Here is a 15,811-nt window from a genome sequence, read left to right as displayed (position 1 = left end):
CTCAATGAAGTTAAAAGCTTCTTACTTGGATAAAGCAACACTTTGAAGCGTCACATCTACCCATACAGCAAGCACCGTGCCAGCTTTTAAATTACATTAAAAATCAACGACTTAGCTTCGAACGCGATTTTTTCAGCGCGTTTCAGCCGGATCTGCCCCCAAAAACGGGGCTTTTTGTCGCCTGACAGCGACAGTTTGTGGCAAGACAATCAGTATCTTACGTAAGTCTTTGATTATCCACACTTTATTTTTGTCGCTAATCAGCGACAGGGTCGCCGTCAAGCCGGAACAGGGCCGGTGTCAGCTCGTATTTCTGTAGTAAACGGTAGAACTCCGTGCGGTTGCGGTCGGCCAGGCGGGCCGCGTCGGCCACGTTGCCGTCCGTCAGGCGCAGCAGTTGAATCAGGTAGTCGCGCTCGAAGCGCTGCTTGGCTTCGTTGTAACTGAGCGCTTCCAGCGACGGCACGCGCAAGGCCCGTTGCACCAGGCTCAGGGGCACCAGCGGCGCCGTGGCCAGCGCGCACACTTGCTCGACCACATTGACCAGCTGGCGCACGTTGCCGGGCCATGGCGCGGCCACCAGCGCCGTCAAAGCATCCGGGGCGAAGCCGTTCAGGGGTTTCTGGTACTTGGCCGCCAGTTTCTGCAGGAAATGGTTCGCCAGCAGCGCAATGTCTTCGCGGCGCTCGGCCAGCGGCGGCAAGGTCAGGGTCACCACGTTCAGGCGGTAATACAAGTCTTCACGGAACTGTCCTTCCGCCATGGCCACGTCCAGGTCGCGGTGCGTGGCGGACAAGAGCCGCACGTCGACCGGACGCGTCTGGTCGGCGCCGACGGGGCGCACGGCCCGCTCCTGCAGCACGCGCAGCAGTTTGACTTGCAACGGCAGCGGCATGTCGCCGATCTCATCTAAAAACAGGGTGCCGCCATCGGCCGCCAGGAACAGGCCTTCACGGTTGCCGACGGCGCCCGTAAACGAGCCCTTCACGTGACCAAACAGTTCCGATTCCAGCAGCTGCTCGGGGATGGCGCCGCAGTTGACGGCGATGAACGGCGCCTTGGCGCGGCGGCTGGCGTTGTGCAGGGCGCGCGCCAGCAACTCCTTGCCGGTGCCGCTGGGGCCACGGATCAAAATGCTGGCGTCGGAACCGGCCACCAGCTTGGCTTCGGCCAGCAGCTCGGCCATCTGCGCACTGCGGCTGATCAGTTCGGCGCGCCAGCTCTCATCGCCGGACGCTGGCGCCGGCATGACGGTAGACAGGTTGATGGCATACGCCACCTTTTCCATGAGCAGCTTGCCATCGAACGGCTTCGTCAGATACGCAAAGGCGCCGCGCGCCGTCGCCTCGACGGCGTCGGGGATGGTGCCGTGCGCCGTCAAGAGAATCACGGGCAGGGCCGCATGCTGGCGGCGGATTTCATCGAACAGGGCCAGGCCATCGCGGCCCGGCAATTGCACGTCAGTAATGACCAGGGCCGGCAATTCCACTGCCAGGCGGGCCAGCGCCGCTTCCGCGCTGCCCACGGCCGTGACCCGATAGTTGCCCGCTTTCAAGCGGATGGTCAGCAAGCGCAGCAGGTCGGGGTCGTCGTCGACCAATAAAATGTGGGCGTGCTCGCTCATTTCGGCGCTCCCGCGGCGGGGCGCACGGACAGGCTGCGCTCGATGTTTTTCAGCGCCTCGAGTTTTTCATTGAGCAAGTCGTTGCGGCGCTGGGCGTCGCGCAGCTGCGTGTTGAGCTTGTCGATACTCTCTTCCTGGCGGCGCAGCTCACCGTACTGGCTGCTGAGCAATTGCACCAGCGGCGCCAGCAGTTGCGCGTCCTTGCCCGTGGCCGTGGCCAGTGGTTCCAGCAAGGCTTGCGCGCGGGCCAGGTCGCCGGCACCGCGCAAGGCCGCTTGCAGCATGGCGCGGCGTATCATGTTGTGCGGCGCGTGGTCGGCCTTCGCCAGGTCCAGCTGCGCTTTCACCAGTTCCGACGGCGTCATCAGGCGCAAGGCGCTTTGATACGCCAGCAGTTCGGTCAGCTGGGGGTCCATCACCACCACCACGCGCGGCGGCGTTTGCACCAGCACGGGCGTCTGGGTGGGGGGCTTGGCGGCGCAAGCGCCCAATAGCAACGCACAGGCGGCCATGCCGGCCAGGGAAATTCTCGTCATCATAAGGGCAGTTCTATCCGAAAATGCGCGCCAGCCTGGCGCGGTAAAAGAGTGACGCTGCCATCGTGGGCAGCGATATATTCGCGCACGATGGACAGGCCGATGCCATTGCCGTTGCGCGCGCCGACCGCCTGGCGCACGCCCTGGTAAAACGGCTCGAAGATGCGCGCGGCATCCTCGGGCGCCACGCCGGCACCCTCGTCGATGCAATCGATGCACACGCGGCCGCCTTCGCTGGACAAGCTGAACCGCACGGTACCGCCTTCCGGGCTGAAGCGCACGGCATTCGACAACAGGTTTGCCAGGGCCGTCGCCAGCTTGTCGCGGTCGGCCTGCAGGATCAGCGACTCACCCTGCACCTCGACCGTCAAACGGCGCGCCAGCCATTGCAGGCGCTGCCCGGCCACCACATCTTGCAGCAAGACCAGCAAGTCGACCTTGCTGTGCGCCAGATGCTGGGCGTCAAAGGCGGCAGTATTGTAGCGCAGCAAGTCTTCGATCTGGGTTTGCAGGGAGGCCGTGTTTTGCTGCAGGATGCCGGCGATTTCGCGCTGGCCATCGCTGAGCTTGCCGGCCACCTCATCTTCCAGCAAGGCCACGCCTTCGCGCAGGGCCGCCAGCGGCGTCTTCAGTTCGTGCGAGATATGGCGCAGAAAGCGTTCCTTGTCCGCGTCGAGGTCTGCCAGGCGCTGGCGCAGCCAATCGAGCTGCTGGCCCAGGCGGCGCGTGTCGGCCGGGCCACCGACGACGATGCGCTGGTCATAGCGCTTCTCGCCCAGGCGCCCGATGGCCGTCTCGATGCGGCGCAGCGGGCGCGACAGCAAGAAGCCGAAGCAGGTGGCCAGCACGGCCGCCAGCAGCACGGCGCCGCCCACCAGCACGCCCAGCACGCGGCGCTGGCGTTCCAGCTCGGCCAGCAGGGCGTCGTTGCGGCTGCCGATTTCCGTCTTGCTTTCGCGCGCCAAGCTGTCATTGATCTGCGTCATGCGGGCGAACGCGCGGTACACGACGGCGTGGCCGTCACGCTTGCGACGTTTTCCCGCTTGCAACACTTCCCAGGCCGCTTGCGCTTGCACCGTCCACTCATCGGCCAGCTGGGGCGCGAACTCGGGCGTGGCGCGGTTCAGCACTTGCAGCGCCGCCGTCGCTTCGTCGCGGGCCGCCGCGTAGCGCTCGCGGAACACGGAATCATCGAGCACGAGAAACTGGCGCGCGCTGCGCTCCATGGCCAGGGTCCGCTCGGACAAACGCTGCGACTGTTCCGTCAGGGTAATCGCCTGCGCCGCCGTCTCGCGCCCCAGCCGCGCCAGGTGCTCCAGGGTCAGCAGGGCTTGCACGGAGGTGGCCGTCAAAATGCCCGTCGTCAAAATGAAGGCGGCAAATAACAGTTGGCGAAAGGACAGTCTGGACAAGGTAAGCGCCTTCGGTTCAGTCAGCAAGGGGAAAGGCGCATGGTACGCTAAGCCTCCATCCCGGGGCGCCACCTGTCCACAAATAGTCTATTTGGCAATATTGTTGCTTTTGCGTCCGACAAGCAAGCCTCGGCGGCGGCGCGCAGATACTCCTAGTACAATAGGGAAAAGCTTCAGACAGGCATCAAGCTGGCACCCGCCCTGGCGAGCCAGCCCTGGCATTGCACCGCTTTGCCCCCATATGTCATGCAGCCCCACCGACTATCCGTTTCACCTGCCGAAGAGATCCCATACCGCATGAGCACATTTGAAAAAGTCAGCAGCAACTTCATTCCAGTCTTGCAGGCAACCATCGAGCAATATGTCGAGCCAGCAACGGGCATGCGCCATATCCACATGCATACCGAGCAGGCTGAGATGGTGTTCCTGGTGGCCTTTCCCACTGTGCCTGAAGTGAGCGACGGGCGCGCCCACATCCTCGAGCATCTGGCCCTATGCGGCTCGTCGCGCTACCCGGTGCGCGACCCCTTCTTCTCGATGCTGCGCCGCTCGACGGCCACCTTCATGAATGCGATGACCTATCCGGACCGCACCGTGTACCCGTTCGCCAGCACCGACCGCAAGGATTTCTTCAACTTGCTCGACGTCTACCTGGACGCAGCTTTCTTCCCGAATCTCGATTACCTGAACTTCCGCCAGGAAGGCTGGCGCCATGCGTTCGAAGGCGACAAGCTGGTGTACCAGGGCATCGTCTTCAATGAAATGAAGGGCGCTTTCAACAGCCCCATGCGCGCGCTCGACAGCGGCATCGCCAGCGCCTTGCTCAAGGGCACGACGTATGAAGTGGAGTCGGGCGGCGATCCGCTGGTGATCCCGGAACTGACGCATGAAATGCTGAAAGAATTCCACGCCAGCCACTACCATCCTTCACAAGCCGTGATCATGACCGCCGGCAATATCGAAGCGTCGGCCGTGCAGGAACAAGTGGCCCAGCGCGTGCTGTCAAAACTCAGCGGTTTCTCCGAACGTCGCCTGCCGCAGCTGGCCCCCGCGTGGACCGCGCCGCAGGAAAACGTGGTGAAAATTCCGTCGCAGGAAGCGCGCGACGATGAATTCGGCCTGCAATTCGCCTGGCTGATGGGCGAGTCGAGCGACCCCATCGCCTACTACCACGCGCATCTGCTGTCGCACGGCTTGCTCGGTGAATCGTCGGCGCCCGTCATGCGCGCCATGGAATCGGCCGGCTATGGCCGCCCATCGGACATGAATGGCCGCGACGCGGGCATCCGCCAGATGGTATTCCACATCGGCATGGAAGGCTTGACCCAGGAACAGATCGCCGATGCGCACCAGCGCATCTGGACGGCCCTGGAAGAAACGGCGGAAGAGGGCATTCCCGCCGCCGTGCTGCACGCGGCCTTGCGCGATATCAAATACAGCCAGCGCGAAATCAGCAGCGGCCGCATGCCTTACGGCCTGGGCCGCTTGCTGCACGCCTTGCCGCTGGCCATGTATGGCGGCGATGTGATGGACGCCTTCGACAATGCGGCGATCCTGGAAACGCTGGAACAACAGATCGAAGATCCGGAATTCTTCAAGCAACTGGTGCGCGAGCTGATCGCCAATCCAACCCGTTTGACCACCAACGTGGTGCCCGACAGCGCCTACTTCACGGACCGTGCCGCCCAGGAAGACGCCAAGCTGGCGGCCCTGCAAGCGCAGCTGACGGATGCCGAGCGCGAACACATCGTGGCTGAATCGGCCGCGCTGGAAGCGCATCAGCAACTGCCATCGAACTCGGAAGTCTTGCCGCGCATCCGCCCGGGCGACGTCAGCGTCGCGCCGCGCCCGGCCCTGCCGATTCCCCCGGCGATCGATGGCGCCGTGGCGTTTTCCATCGCCTCGAACGGCATCAGCTATGCCAACGTGCTGTACGACGTGTCGAGCTTGCCGGAAGCGTCGTGGCCATGGCTACGCCTGTACACGGACCTGGCGCCGGAACTGGGCGTGGGCGACATGTCGTTCGACGACGCCAGCGCCTGGCGCCAGAGCATGGTGCCCTCGTTCCACATCGGCCTTGAAGCCATTCCCCGCCCGCAACAAGCGATGCGCGTGGAACTCTCGTTCTCGGCCAGCGGCTTGCGCGAAGAACACGCGGCGATTGCCGCCGTGCTGTCGGCCTGGATCGCCAAGCCCCGCTTCGATGAAGAAGAGCGTCTGGCTTTCCTGATCGAAAGCCTGGTGCAGGACAAATTGAGCAGCCTGGCCGAATCGGGCAACCGCTACGCCATGCTGGCCTCGGCAGCTCCCCTGTCGCCCACGCGCCGCTTCGACGACATCGTCGGCGGCCCGGCGGCATTGCCGTTCTACCGCCGTTTGCAGCAACTGAGCAAGACGTCGGCAGGCTTGCAGGAAATCGCGCGCGAGCTCGACACCCTGCACGCGCACATTATCGCCCAGGCGCCAACCGTGCTGTGCGCGGGCCTGGAGCAGGATGGCATCACCCTGGCCCGCTTGCTGGAGTTGCCAGCGGCCAGCACCGAGGCGGCTGCCCCTACTGCAACGGAAGTGCCAGCGTCGGCAGCATTGCCGCTGGCCAACACGGCCCTGCATGCGACGAGCCAGATCAACCATTGCTTCGTTTCCTGGGCCGTGCCCGGCGTGCACAATCCGGACGCATCCGCCCTGGCTGTCGCCGCTGAACTGATGACCAACCAGGTGCTGCATACGGCCCTGCGCGAAAAAGGCGGCGCGTATGGCGGCAGCGCCAGCTATGCGGCCGGCGCCGGCACGTTTACCCTGAGTTCCTACCGCGATCCGCGTCTGGCCGGCACGTTTGCCGACTTCGGCACGACCCTGGATCAAATCCTCGACGGTGATTTCTCGCAAGAGCAGGTGGAAGAAGCCATCATCTGCGTCATCAAGGGCCTCGACAAGCCGCATTCACCATACGCGGAAGCGCTGACGGCGTGGAACATGCAGCAGCGTGGCACGACGGAAGCCGTGCGCCAGCAATTCCGCACCGGCGTGCTGACCTGCACCCTGGCGCAGATCAAGGACGTCACGCGCACCTGGCTGAAAAACGGCCAGCAAAGCCGCGCCGCGTTTGCGGGCAACACGACGCAAGACCTGGCGGGCCTGGACGTGGTCGATTTATTGGCGCTGGCCAGCTAAGAGCACTGTACCGGATTCAATACCGTAACTATTGCGGTATTGAATTAGGTTCCATATACATCAGCTCCCACTGATGCCCATCGGGATCCTGGAAACTGTGGCCATACATGAAGCCGAAATCGATCGGCTCCTTGTAAATGCTGCCGCCCGCCTGGACGGCCTTCGCCACCAGGTCATCGACTTCGCCCCGGCTCTCGGCCGACAAACACACCAGCACTTCCGTCGCCACCTTGGTATCGCACAGCTGCTTGGGCGTGAATTGCTGGAATTTGTCGTGCGTCAACAACATCACGAAAATATCGTCGGCGACGATCATGCACGTCGCCGTTTCATCCGTGAAATGGGCATTGAAACTGAAGCCCAGCGCCGTGAAAAACGCCACGGAACGTTCGAGCGACTGCACGGGCAGATTGACAAAGATTTTGCGGGCCATCATGTCTCCTAGAGGTGAGATGAAAAATGCTGCCCGCCGATTCTACACCGCCTGTTCAGCCCTTCGCGCGCGCCACGGTCTTCGGCGCGTAGCCGAAATAGCGGCTGAACGCGGCACTGAAATTGGCCGGGTGGCGGTAGCCCGTTTGCCAGCCCGCTTGCGCCACCTGGCAACCATTTTCCAGCATTAACTTTGCCCGCTGCATGCGCAGCGCCAGCAGGGTGCGCTGGGGGCTGTCGCCATAGCGGTACTTCCACCCCTGCTTGAGTTTGAACAAACTCAACCCCACTTGCGCACACAGGTAATCGAGCGTGAGTGCCTGCGCCATCTGCTCCTGCATCAGCGCGTGGACACGCTCCAGTTTGACAATCTCAGCCTCGGACCAGCGCGGCACCAGCATGGACGCGGGCCGCAGTCCCCGCAACTGTTCCGCCAGCAGGCTGAGCACGCCAATATGCACGGCCAGCGGGTCCGTCGCGCGCAGCAGCGCCCGGGCGTGCAGGGTGGCGGCGGGTGTGGTGGCGGCATGCGCCAGCTGGCGCGCGCCACCGTTGGGCAGCAATGCAGTCAAGCCCTCCGGCCAGTAGCGCGCCAGCGCATCTTCGTCGACCAGCACGCGCAGTTGCGCCGCCCGCTGGCCAGCCTCGAAACGGCGTTCGCCGCTCGTATGGCGAAACACCGTCATGGTCGTATGGCCGCCCCGGAAACGCAATTGCTCACCATCGCGCGTGGTGTAAGCGGACGCGCCTTCCAGGCCGATGGTAATGACCAGGCCGCCCGCATCGTCATGCTTCGACTGCTCGACGAGCGCCAGCCGCGGACGGTAATCGGAATGCACAAGCAGCAAGCCCTGGTCGACCTGGCGCTGGTCGGCGCGGCACTCGCCCATCCCCGGGTCCAGCTGGCGCCGCGTCCAGCCTGCCGCTTCCCTGTCCTGTCCTGCCATCGCTCCTCCTGTCCCTGCGCACCGTCCCGCATACGAAATGCGCCGTATCGCATACAAATGCAAATGATAATTATTCTCATTGTTGCATAAAATGAGCGTCATGCCCACCTTTGCAGGAGCCTTGTCCCTATGCCGCCTTTTCTTCCCCGCTATCCCTTGCGACCCCATCACTTCCTGCCTGCCTTGCTGTTTTCGCTGGACTGCACCGTGCGGGCCGACGAGAGTGCCATGCCCATGGTGAGCGTGAGCGCCAGCAAGCTGGCGGATCGCCGCTACGACGCGGTGGGCTACCAGAACGGCATCGTCACCGTCGTCAGCCCGTCGCGCGAAGCGGGCCTGCGCCTGCGCTGGTCACGCTAATCCACCAGCATTTTTTGAAAGGAAATCGTATGGTATTCAACACCCCCCATGCACTGCAACCCTACTGGGACCTGGCTGTGGCGCCGGTCCAGGCGGACGCGCTGGCCGCCGCCCTGGAACTGGACATTTTCGATGCGCTGGCCACGCCGCACACGCCCACGCAGCTGGCCCGGAAATTGTCGCTGCATGCGCCGCATACGGCACTGCTGCTGGAACTGCTATGGAGCATGCATGTGCTCGAACGGGGCGTGGCCGCGAGCGCGGGCGACAGCGAATCGAGCTACCGCTGCACGGCGACGAGCTTGCAATATTTTTGCCGTGCCTCGCTGGCCTTTTGCGGCGATGCCTGGCTGTACCGGCTGCACGCGCTGCGCCATTTCGCCACTCAGCTGGGCACGCTCGTGCGCGATGGCGGCAAGGCCTCGCCTTCCCCCGGCAACATCGCCAATGGCGTCAACTGGGCCACCGCCGCGCAACAGCAAATCGGCCAGGAACAGCGCGCCGTCACCATGCGCGCCGCGCTGTCCGTGATGGACAGGGTTGCGCCGTTTGCGGGACGCGACACGGCGCTGCGCCTGCTGGACCTGGGCGGCGGCCCAGGCTGGGTTGCCATTGCGCTGGCGCAAGCCCATGCCGGCGTGCGGGGAACCGTCTTCGACTGGCCGGAAACCGTGGCCGTGGCCGCCGCCAATATCGCCCATGCAGGCCTGTCGGCGCGCCTCGACACCCTGGGCGGCGACCTGGCTACCGACGACATCGGTAGCGGCTACGACATGCTGTGGTGCTCGTCCGTGCTGCACTTCGTGCCGGACATGCCGGCGGCCCTGCGCAAGATGCATGCGGCCCTGCAAGCTGGCGGCGTGCTGGTGTGCGTACAGGCGGAAATCGCGCCGACGCCGGACGATGCGGCCAGGGTGCTGCCCTACTATTTGCCCATGCGCATGCTGGGTCGCGCCGTCACGCGGCAAGGGGAACTGGCACAGCACTTGCGCAGCGCCGGCTTTGCCCGCATCGAGCAATACCAGGCTAGCGACTTTCCGATGGTGCCCGTGCAAGTACTGATCGCCCGCAAGGATGGACTGTGACGCCAGCCCTGCGCATCACGCTGCTGCACGCGCTGTTCGGCTGGCTCAACCTTTCCCTGACGGCGCCCAGCATCTATCTGTGGCTGGGCTTGCCGTTGATCATGCGCCAACATGGCTGGTCCGGCATCGATATCGGCCTGTTCCAGCTGGCAGGCTTGCCGGCACTGTTCAAGTTCGCGCTGGCCTTGCCTGTCGAACGCATGCGCGGCACGGCCGATGCCAGCACGCAGCGCTACCGGCCATGGGCGATTGCGCTGTGCCTGTTGCTGGCGGCGCTGATGGCCTTGCTGGCCCTGGCGCTGGCCGTGGGCGTGGCGGCCAGCCTGGCATTCGGCCTGATGATGTATTTCGCGCGACCCGGCCATAGCGCCGCCGACTATGGCGTGCAGGCAAGCCTGTTCGCGGCGGGGCGCATGCTGGTGCCGCTGGCGGCCGGCGCCCTCCTCGACCAGGGCTGCTCGCGCTGGCCGTGGCGATGGCGGGCGTGACCGTGCTGGCCTTCGACAGCCGCGCACAGATCGCCCGGCAAGCGGCCCATTAAAGCTTCGACAGCGCGTCGCCCACGGCATCGAAGACGAGGCGCAGCCGCTGCGCCAGCGGCCCCCGCTGCGGGCGATAGATATAGATGTCCCATGGCGCCGGTTCCGCCACGCGCATGAGGGCTACCAGGCGGCCGGCGGCCAGGTGGCTGTCGACGAGAAAGCTGGGCAGCTGGCCAAACGCCAGTCCCGCCAGCACGGCGGCCAATTCCGCTTCCGCGTCATTGCACATGAAACGCGCGCCCGCCGGGTAGATGTGCTGGCCATCGGCAAACAGCCATGGCCAGGCGCGGCCCGTGTTGCGGTCATGCATGGCGGTGGTCGGCAAGCGGTTCAAGTCGTCGAAAACGTCCGGACTGCCGTGGCGCGCGATGCACTCGGGCGTGCCCACCACGTACAGCTGCGTCTTGGCCACTTTGCGCGCCACGAAACGGTTGTCGCGCAGCACGCCGATATCGATCTTTTCATTGACCACGTCGACCAGTTCATCGCTGAGGCGCAAGTCGAAATTAATCTTCGGATAGCGCAGGGCCAGGTCCGTCAGGGTCGGCAGGATCACGGCGCGCGCCAGCGAAGCGGGCGCCGTCAGGCGCACCAGCCCGGCTGGTTCATCGCCGCTGTCGATATCGTCGTGTTCGAACAGCTGGTCCACCTGCTGCACGGCTTGCTGCGCAAGCATTGCCAATTTCGCACCAAATGCGCTGAGCTGCACCTGCCGCGTATTGCGGTGAAACAGCAATTCGCCCTGCAAGCGTTCCAGTTCCTGCACCGCGCGCGTCACGGCCTGCGGTGAAATGATCAGGCGGATGGCTGCTTCCTTGAAACTGCCCAGTTCGGCAGCACAGCAAAAAATACGCAACATTTCCAGTCGATTCAACATCAGGCGGTCTCGCGATGCTTGCCAATTTTGGAATTTTTAAAGCTTAGCATTTCCACTGCTTGCAAGCATGACGGGCCCGCGACTGATGTCATCCACCGCAGCAGCGGCCGCACGGTGCAGGAGTGTCAATCCGCACCTTGCTGCAGCGACTCGATGATCAGGCCGGCCAGCCGCTCGACGGGCGGCCTGGACACGCTGGAGGCGCGCAGAAGTTCCAGCGACAGAGGGGGCAGGGCGGGCAAACCCGCCGCCACGTGATCGAGCGCACACACGGAAGAGGGTAAGCCCAGGCTGGTGCGCACCGTCACGCCCAGTCCGGCCGCGGCCGCCGCCCACAGCCCTGCCAGGCTGGGACTGGTAAACGCCGTGCGCCAGGCGATGCCGGCCCTATCGAGCGCCTGCGTGGCGCAGCGCTGGAACAGGCAATCGCGGTCGAACGTAATGAGTGGTAACGGTTCGCCCGATTCGGGGCGCCAGGCCAGGCTGGACGAAGCGATCCAGCGCATGGCCGGTTCGGCGATATGCTGGCGCTGCTGCGGCGGATACTCGGCCACATCGGCGATGCAGGCGCCGCCCCACAGCAGAGCCAGGTCCAGTTGGCCCATGGCCAGCCCTTGCATCAAGGCCGTGTTGCGCGCCACATGCGCCTCGATGCGCACTTTCGGGTGCGCGCGGGCAAAGCGCCCCAGTACGTCGGGCAGCAAGGCTTCGCCAAAATCCTCCTGCAGGCCGAGCCTGATCCAGCCTTCCAGTTCCGCGCCGCGCAAGGCGACGGCCGCCTCGTCATTGAGTTCCAGCAAGCGGCGCGCATAGCCGAGCAGGACTTCGCCGGCCGGCGTCAGCGCCAGTCCCCGGCCATCCTTGCGGAACAGGGGCATGCCCGCCTGCTCCTCGAGTTTTTTCAGCTGCGCGCTAACGGCCGAGGTGGAACGGCCCACCTTGTCGGCCGCGCGGGCAAAGCTGCCCAGCTCGATGCCAGCCACATAGCTGCGCAAGAAGGCGATGTCGAAATTAAGCAAACTCATGGCGTGACGATAATCGTCCTGTTTTATGGGATGGTATAGCGAAAATTATCTGATATTCAGAATGATCGTAGCGCGCAACACTGTCAGGGTCAACCACTTTCCTCACCATGCCATGACCACCAACTGCCCTGCCGTTTCTATCCCCATCACCGCGCCCTTGTTGGGCGCCTCGCATCGCTGGAAAGTGCTGGCCGTGGGCGTGGCGGCCAATGCCAGCTTTTCCGCCGCCGCCAACGGCATGCCCACCACGGCCATCTGGCTGCGCAGCGGCTATCACCTGAGCAATACAGAACTGGGGGTGGCGCTGGGCGCCATGGGCCTGGGCGTGGCCCTGACCGAATTACCATGGGGTATGGCCACCGACCGCTGGGGCGACCGCCCCGTGCTGCTGACCGGCTTGCTGGGCACCATGCTGGCTTTGCTGTCCCTGCTGCTGTGGATCACGCCGCAGGATGGCGCCGTGCCGCCCTTGTGGGCGCTGGCGGCGGGCTTGGCGCTGGTCGGCGTGCTGGGCGGCAGCGTGAATGGCGCCAGCGGCCGCGCCGTGATGCGCTGGTTCGGCCCGGGCGAACGGGGTTTCGCCATGAGCATCCGCCAGACGGCCGTGCCGCTCGGCGGCGGCCTCGGCGCCCTCATCCTGCCCAGCCTGGCATCGCGCTATGGCTTCATGCCCGTGTTTGGCGCCCTGGCCCTCGTATGCGGCCTTTCGGCGTTTTTTACGTGGCGCTGGATGCATGAACCCGATTTCTCTGCCGAGGCCGCCACGGCCCCGCAAAACGCGTCCACGGGCCTGATTGGGGTCAAGCCTGCGCCGCCCTTGCAAGGTCCACTCAAAAACCGCAAAGTCTGGCGCATGGTGGCCGCCATCGGCTTGCTGTGCGTGCCGCAATTTGCCGTGCTCAGCTTCGCCACCGTCTTCCTGCACGACCATGGCCATCTGGGCCTAGCGGCCATCACGGCCGTAATGGTAGCCCTACAGGCGGGCGCCATGGTGATGCGCATCTGGAGCGGACGCCACACGGACCGCCACGCCAACCGGCCCGCCTACCTGCGCGGCTCGGCCCTGGTGGCGCTGGCCTCGTTCGTCTTGCTGGGATGCATCGCCTGGCTGGACGCGCCCGGCTGGCTGTTGATGGCCGCCGTGGTGGCCGCCGGTATCGCCGTGTCCGCCTGGCATGGCGTGGCCTACACGGAGCTGGCCACGGAAGCGGGCGGCGCCAATGCGGGCACGGCCCTGGGCATGGCCAACACGGCGGTCTACGTGGGGCTGTTCCTCACGCCAATCGCCATCCCGCACCTGCTGGCGGCCAGCAGCTGGCCCGTCGTGTGGTGGCTGGCGGGGCTGGTGGCGCTAGGCATCTGGCCCCTGTTTCCCAAAGCTTAAGGAAGCGGCGAAATACGATAGACGCAGCGCATTGCATTGGCCAGCACATGCTGCTCGCGCACAATGCTGGCGCCTGGCCCCACCACTTCCTGGAACAGCTGCAATTCGGAGCGGCAAAAGCCCTGGCAGGTGCGTGCGGCGGCGCAGATGGGGCAGTGGTCTTCGATCAGCAGCCAGTCGTCGCCATCCGCTTCCACGCGCGCCATATAACCCTCTTCATCGCGCACGGCCGCCAGCTGCTGCAAACGCGTGGGCAAGTCCGGCGCCGAGCACGCCAAGGCATACGCGCTGCGGCTTTCCTCTTCGCGCTGGGTGATGAGTTTATCCAGCCCCGCTTCGCCGAACAGCTGGCGCACCGAGCCGATCAGCTTGATCGTCAGCTGCGCATGCGTGTCGGGGAAGCGCGCATTGCCCGCTTCCGTCAAGACCCAGTTCTGGCGCGGCCGTCCCGCGCCCGCCTGCGCTTCCTGGCGCCCTTCGATCAGGCCCGCCGCCACCAGCTTTTGCACTTGCTGGCGCGCGGCCTCGCCCGTCATGTCCAGGGTCTTGGCCAGGGTCGTCGTGGAGACGGGTCCCTTGGTCTTGATGAAATACAGGATGCGCTCCGTCGTCTGCGGCGCTTCGCCATTATCCAAACGTTTACTTGTGTAATTCATTTCGCTCAACTATCATGGGGCCAGTTAACCAACTAATTGCTTGCATAATAGGCCGGTAGCTTCCCGCTGTCGAGGAGTTTCCACGTCCGCATGCAGGCAAGACACCTTTTGGACTGGAATCCCATGCAGCTGCAGCACTCCATCTGGCTGTTTCACGCCATTCTCGCCACCGGCCTGGCCATTTGGCTCAGCCTGGCCGCCATCAACAATCTGCACGCCTTCCACGGCGCCGTCTGGGCCATCGGCAACACCATGCGCATGGACCCGCTGCGCCAGGATCCCACCATCCAGACGCCGCTGCTGCGCCGCGCCATCACCTCATTGACCCTGCACCGGCTATCGCTGGGCGTGGTGCTGGCGCTGCAACTGCTGGCCGCCATCGCCGCCTGGACGGGCGTGGCGCTGTTCTTTGGCGCGTCGCTGGCCGATGCGCTGCCGTGGCTGAACCTGGCCCTGTGCGCCATGGCCGCCTTTTTGCTGCTGATGCACCTGGGCGGCCTGTGGTTCGGCTACTGGATCGCCCAGGAAGGCTTGCAGACGACGCATCTGGTGCTGCTGCTGTGGACCCTGGGTTTGTTCTTTCTTTTCAACGCGCAGTGGACCTGACCAGCCTCCGCTGCGCATCTGTTACCTCCTCATGAAAGACTTCATCATGAATACGAAAATCGTCGGCGCTTCCGCGCTGGCCATCACCCTGGCCGTCGCGGGTGCCGCGCTGACTCCGCGCGCAGACTCGCATGCGGCCGATGCCGCCGCCACTCCCGCCACCAAGGTGGCGCTGGTTCCCGTCGTGCTGGACACGCAGGAACGCTACTTCGCCGGCGTGGGCGAACTGGAAGCGGCGCGCCAGGTGCAGGTAGCCGCCGAAACGGGCGGGCGTGTCACGCAGATCCGCTTCGAATCGGGCCAGACCGTGGCGGCCGGCACCGTGCTGGTGCAGCTGAATGACGCGCCGGAACAGGCGGCCCTGCTGCGCCAGCGCGCGCAGCTGAAAAACGCGGAAAGCAGCCATGCCCGCACGGCGCAGATGGTCAAAGAAAAGGCAGCCACGCAGGAGCAATTGGATAGCGCATTGGCCGCGCGCGACGCGGCCCTGGGCGACGTGCGCCAGACGGAGGCGCTGATCGCGCAAAAGACCATCCGCGCGCCGTTCGCCGGGCAGCTGGGCATCCGCAAAGTGCACGCGGGCCAGTACCTGAATGCGGCCGATACCGTGGCCAGCCTGATCGACACGAAGTCCTTGCTGGTGAACTTCGCCCTCGATGAACAGAGCAGCGCAAAGCTGGCGCCAGGCCAGGCCGTGCAAGTGCTGGTGGACGCCTATCCCGGCGACGTTTTTACGGCGAAAATCAACGCCATCGATCCGCTAGTCGCCCGTTCGCGCATGGTGCAGGTGCAGGCGGCGCTGACAAATCCACGCGGCGCTTTAAAAGCAGGCATGTACGCGAATGTGCGCGTGGCGCGCGAAGCAGGCCAGCAGCTGACGGTGCCGGAAACAGCCGTGACCTATAGCGCGTATGGCGACACGGTCTTCGTCGCGCAGCAACAGGGCAAACAGCCGCTCACCGTCAAGCGCGTGGGCGTGAAACTGGGCGAGCGGGCCGGGGGCAGGGTGGCCATCCTTGACGGCTTGCGTGAAGGCCAGCGCGTGGTCGCTTCGGGCCAGCTGAAACTGGCCGACGGCATGGCCGTGCAAGCGGTGGCCAATACCCTGGACGAGGCCAAGCGCGCCGCGCCCAAGGCTGGTTCGTAAAGGA

At 64.7% G+C, this 15,811-nt stretch carries 15 protein-coding genes; 7 read left to right on the top strand and 8 right to left on the bottom strand.

What is annotated here, in order from left to right; all coding sequences use genetic code 11:
• Positions 1-256: 256 nt before the first annotated feature.
• Genes ACQ4W0_RS23130 through ACQ4W0_RS23120 form a run of 3 tightly spaced genes read right to left on the bottom strand, consistent with a single transcriptional unit; the run spans position 257 to position 3,572 of the window.
• On the bottom strand, positions 257-1,624 hold the full coding sequence (locus ACQ4W0_RS23130; RefSeq protein WP_436578879.1) for a sigma 54-interacting transcriptional regulator: 1,368 nt from the start codon (positions 1,622-1,624) through the stop codon (positions 257-259).
• A complete protein-coding gene (locus ACQ4W0_RS23125) occupies positions 1,621-2,163 on the bottom strand; it encodes a hypothetical protein (protein WP_436578878.1) in 543 nt (180 codons plus the stop codon). The genes ACQ4W0_RS23130 and ACQ4W0_RS23125 overlap by 4 nt, the downstream gene beginning before the upstream one ends.
• Positions 2,160-3,572 (bottom strand): HAMP domain-containing sensor histidine kinase, encoded by a 1,413-nt coding sequence (locus tag ACQ4W0_RS23120; RefSeq protein ID WP_436578877.1) that lies wholly within the window; start codon positions 3,570-3,572, stop codon positions 2,160-2,162. The genes ACQ4W0_RS23125 and ACQ4W0_RS23120 overlap by 4 nt, the downstream gene beginning before the upstream one ends.
• Before the next feature lie 297 nt (positions 3,573-3,869).
• Between ACQ4W0_RS23120 and ACQ4W0_RS23115 the strand changes: the two genes are divergently transcribed.
• Positions 3,870-6,746 (top strand): insulinase family protein, encoded by a 2,877-nt coding sequence (locus ACQ4W0_RS23115; RefSeq protein ID WP_436578876.1) that lies wholly within the window; start codon positions 3,870-3,872, stop codon positions 6,744-6,746.
• A gap of 28 nt (positions 6,747-6,774) precedes the next feature.
• Here ACQ4W0_RS23115 and ACQ4W0_RS23110 read toward each other — a convergent pair whose 3' ends face one another.
• Both ACQ4W0_RS23110 and ACQ4W0_RS23105 read right to left on the bottom strand, forming a co-directional pair.
• A complete protein-coding gene (locus tag ACQ4W0_RS23110) occupies positions 6,775-7,179 on the bottom strand; it encodes a VOC family protein (protein ID WP_436578942.1) in 405 nt (134 codons plus the stop codon).
• Between the two features lie 55 nt (positions 7,180-7,234).
• Entirely contained in the window at positions 7,235-8,125 is an 891-nt protein-coding gene (locus tag ACQ4W0_RS23105; protein ID WP_436578875.1) for a helix-turn-helix domain-containing protein, read from the bottom strand.
• 129 nt (positions 8,126-8,254) lie between these two features.
• On the opposite strand from ACQ4W0_RS23105, the gene ACQ4W0_RS23100 reads away from it, so the two are divergent.
• Genes ACQ4W0_RS23100 through ACQ4W0_RS23090 form a run of 3 tightly spaced genes read left to right on the top strand, consistent with a single transcriptional unit; the run spans position 8,255 to position 10,058 of the window.
• Positions 8,255-8,485 carry a hypothetical protein gene (locus ACQ4W0_RS23100; protein ID WP_436578874.1) on the top strand — a complete coding sequence of 77 codons (231 nt, stop codon included), beginning with the start codon at positions 8,255-8,257 and terminating at the stop codon, positions 8,483-8,485.
• Positions 8,486-8,514: 29 nt separating this feature from the next.
• Entirely contained in the window at positions 8,515-9,570 is a 1,056-nt protein-coding gene (locus ACQ4W0_RS23095) for a class I SAM-dependent methyltransferase (RefSeq protein WP_436578873.1), read from the top strand.
• Positions 9,567-10,058 (top strand): hypothetical protein, encoded by a 492-nt coding sequence (locus ACQ4W0_RS23090; RefSeq protein WP_436578872.1) that lies wholly within the window; start codon positions 9,567-9,569, stop codon positions 10,056-10,058. The genes ACQ4W0_RS23095 and ACQ4W0_RS23090 overlap by 4 nt, the downstream gene beginning before the upstream one ends.
• Before the next feature lie 49 nt (positions 10,059-10,107).
• Here ACQ4W0_RS23090 and ACQ4W0_RS23085 read toward each other — a convergent pair whose 3' ends face one another.
• Positions 10,108-10,971, bottom strand: a complete 864-nt coding sequence (locus ACQ4W0_RS23085) for a LysR family transcriptional regulator (protein ID WP_436578871.1) — start codon at positions 10,969-10,971, stop codon at positions 10,108-10,110.
• Positions 10,972-11,114: 143 nt separating this feature from the next.
• Complete coding sequence (locus tag ACQ4W0_RS23080) at positions 11,115-12,014, bottom strand: LysR substrate-binding domain-containing protein (protein ID WP_436578870.1); 900 nt, start codon at positions 12,012-12,014, stop codon at positions 11,115-11,117.
• A 112-nt stretch (positions 12,015-12,126) separates the two neighbouring features.
• On the opposite strand from ACQ4W0_RS23080, the gene ACQ4W0_RS23075 reads away from it, so the two are divergent.
• Positions 12,127-13,398: an MFS transporter gene (locus ACQ4W0_RS23075; protein ID WP_436578869.1), complete on the top strand. Its 1,272-nt coding sequence runs from the start codon at positions 12,127-12,129 to the stop codon at positions 13,396-13,398.
• Here ACQ4W0_RS23075 and ACQ4W0_RS23070 read toward each other — a convergent pair.
• Positions 13,395-14,054 (bottom strand): helix-turn-helix transcriptional regulator, encoded by a 660-nt coding sequence (locus ACQ4W0_RS23070; protein ID WP_436578868.1) that lies wholly within the window; start codon positions 14,052-14,054, stop codon positions 13,395-13,397. The two genes, ACQ4W0_RS23075 and ACQ4W0_RS23070, sit on opposite strands and share 4 nt — an antisense overlap.
• Before the next feature lie 123 nt (positions 14,055-14,177).
• On the opposite strand from ACQ4W0_RS23070, the gene ACQ4W0_RS23065 reads away from it, so the two are divergent.
• Positions 14,178-14,660: a DUF2165 family protein gene (locus ACQ4W0_RS23065; RefSeq protein ID WP_436578867.1), complete on the top strand. Its 483-nt coding sequence runs from the start codon at positions 14,178-14,180 to the stop codon at positions 14,658-14,660.
• Between the two features lie 46 nt (positions 14,661-14,706).
• Positions 14,707-15,807 (top strand): efflux RND transporter periplasmic adaptor subunit, encoded by a 1,101-nt coding sequence (locus ACQ4W0_RS23060; RefSeq protein ID WP_436578866.1) that lies wholly within the window; start codon positions 14,707-14,709, stop codon positions 15,805-15,807.
• The last annotated feature ends 4 nt before the right edge of the window (positions 15,808-15,811 follow it).

The sequence above is a fragment of the Janthinobacterium breve genome (assembly GCF_051380895.1).
Lineage (GTDB): Bacteria > Pseudomonadota > Gammaproteobacteria > Burkholderiales > Burkholderiaceae_D > Janthinobacterium.
This window is presented reverse-complemented; position numbering and strand designations above follow the sequence as displayed.